The 1,513-nt window shown below is 50.8% G+C and carries 1 rRNA gene (cut by a window edge); it reads right to left on the bottom strand.

Annotated features, from left to right (window positions below):
* Positions 1-113 precede the first annotated feature (113 nt).
* Positions 114-1,513, bottom strand: a 23S ribosomal RNA gene (locus H5300_RS27785); it runs 1,559 nt beyond the window's last position.

Genomic DNA, 1,513 nt, shown 5'->3' with positions numbered 1-1,513 from the left:
GCTATGGTCGCCAAGCAAATTTTAAAATTCGGAAAGCTTATCTAAAAGTTATTTCTCTTCAAACGCATTCAAGGTCTGGTACATCTGAGTCCACAAAACCCCTTGGGTGTTGTATGGTTAAGCCTCACGGGCAATTAGTACAGGTTAGCTCAATGCCTCGCAGCACTTACACACCCTGCCTATCAACGTCGTAGTCTACGACAACCCTTTAGGACACTTATAGTGCCAGGGAAAACTCATCTCAAGGCTCGCTTCCCGCTTAGATGCTTTCAGCGGTTATCGATTCCGAACTTAGCTACCGGGCAATGCCATTGGCATGACAACCCGAACACCAGAGGTTCGTCCACTCCGGTCCTCTCGTACTAGGAGCAGCCCCTTTCAATTTTCCAACGCCCACGGCAGATAGGGACCGAACTGTCTCACGACGTTCTAAACCCAGCTCGCGTACCACTTTAAATGGCGAACAGCCATACCCTTGGGACCGACTTCAGCCCCAGGATGTGATGAGCCGACATCGAGGTGCCAAACACCGCCGTCGATATGAACTCTTGGGCGGTATCAGCCTGTTATCCCCGGAGTACCTTTTATCCGTTGAGCGATGGCCCTTCCATTCAGAACCACCGGATCACTATGACCTGCTTTCGCACCTGCTCGAATTGTCATTCTCGCAGTCAAGCGGGCTTATGCCATTGCACTAACCACACGATGTCCAACCGTGTTTAGCCCACCTTCGTGCTCCTCCGTTACTCTTTGGGAGGAGACCGCCCCAGTCAAACTACCCACCAGGCACTGTCCGTAATCCCGATTCAGGGACCAACGTTAGAACATCAAAACTACAAGGGTGGTATTTCAAGGACGACTCCATCACATCTAGCGACGCAATTTCATAGTCTCCCACCTATCCTACACATGTAGGTTCAATGTTCAGTGCCAAGCTGTAGTAAAGGTTCACGGGGTCTTTCCGTCTAGCCGCGGGTACACTGCATCTTCACAGCGATTTCAATTTCACTGAGTCTCGGGTGGAGACAGCGTGGCCATCATTACGCCATTCGTGCAGGTCGGAACTTACCCGACAAGGAATTTCGCTACCTTAGGACCGTTATAGTTACGGCCGCCGTTTACCGGGGCTTCGATCAAGAGCTTCGACCGAAGTCTAACCCCATCAATTAACCTTCCGGCACCGGGCAGGCGTCACACCGTATACGTCATCTTACGATTTTGCACAGTGCTGTGTTTTTAATAAACAGTTGCAGCCACCTGGTATCTGCGACTCTCGTCTGCTCCATCCGCAAGGGACTTCACTGATAAGAGCGTACCTTCTCCCGAAGTTACGGTACCATTTTGCCTAGTTCCTTCACCCGAGTTCTCTCAAGCGCCTTGGTATTCTCTACCCGACCACCTGTGTCGGTTTGGGGTACGATTCCTTACAATCTGAAGCTTAGAGGCTTTTCCTGGAAGCATGGCATCAATGACTTCACTACCGTAGTAGCTCGACATCGTATCTCAGCGTTAA

The sequence above is a fragment of the Vibrio sp. SG41-7 genome (assembly GCF_014164465.1).
In the GTDB taxonomy this organism is placed as follows: domain Bacteria; phylum Pseudomonadota; class Gammaproteobacteria; order Enterobacterales; family Vibrionaceae; genus Vibrio; species Vibrio splendidus.
This window is presented reverse-complemented; position numbering and strand designations above follow the sequence as displayed.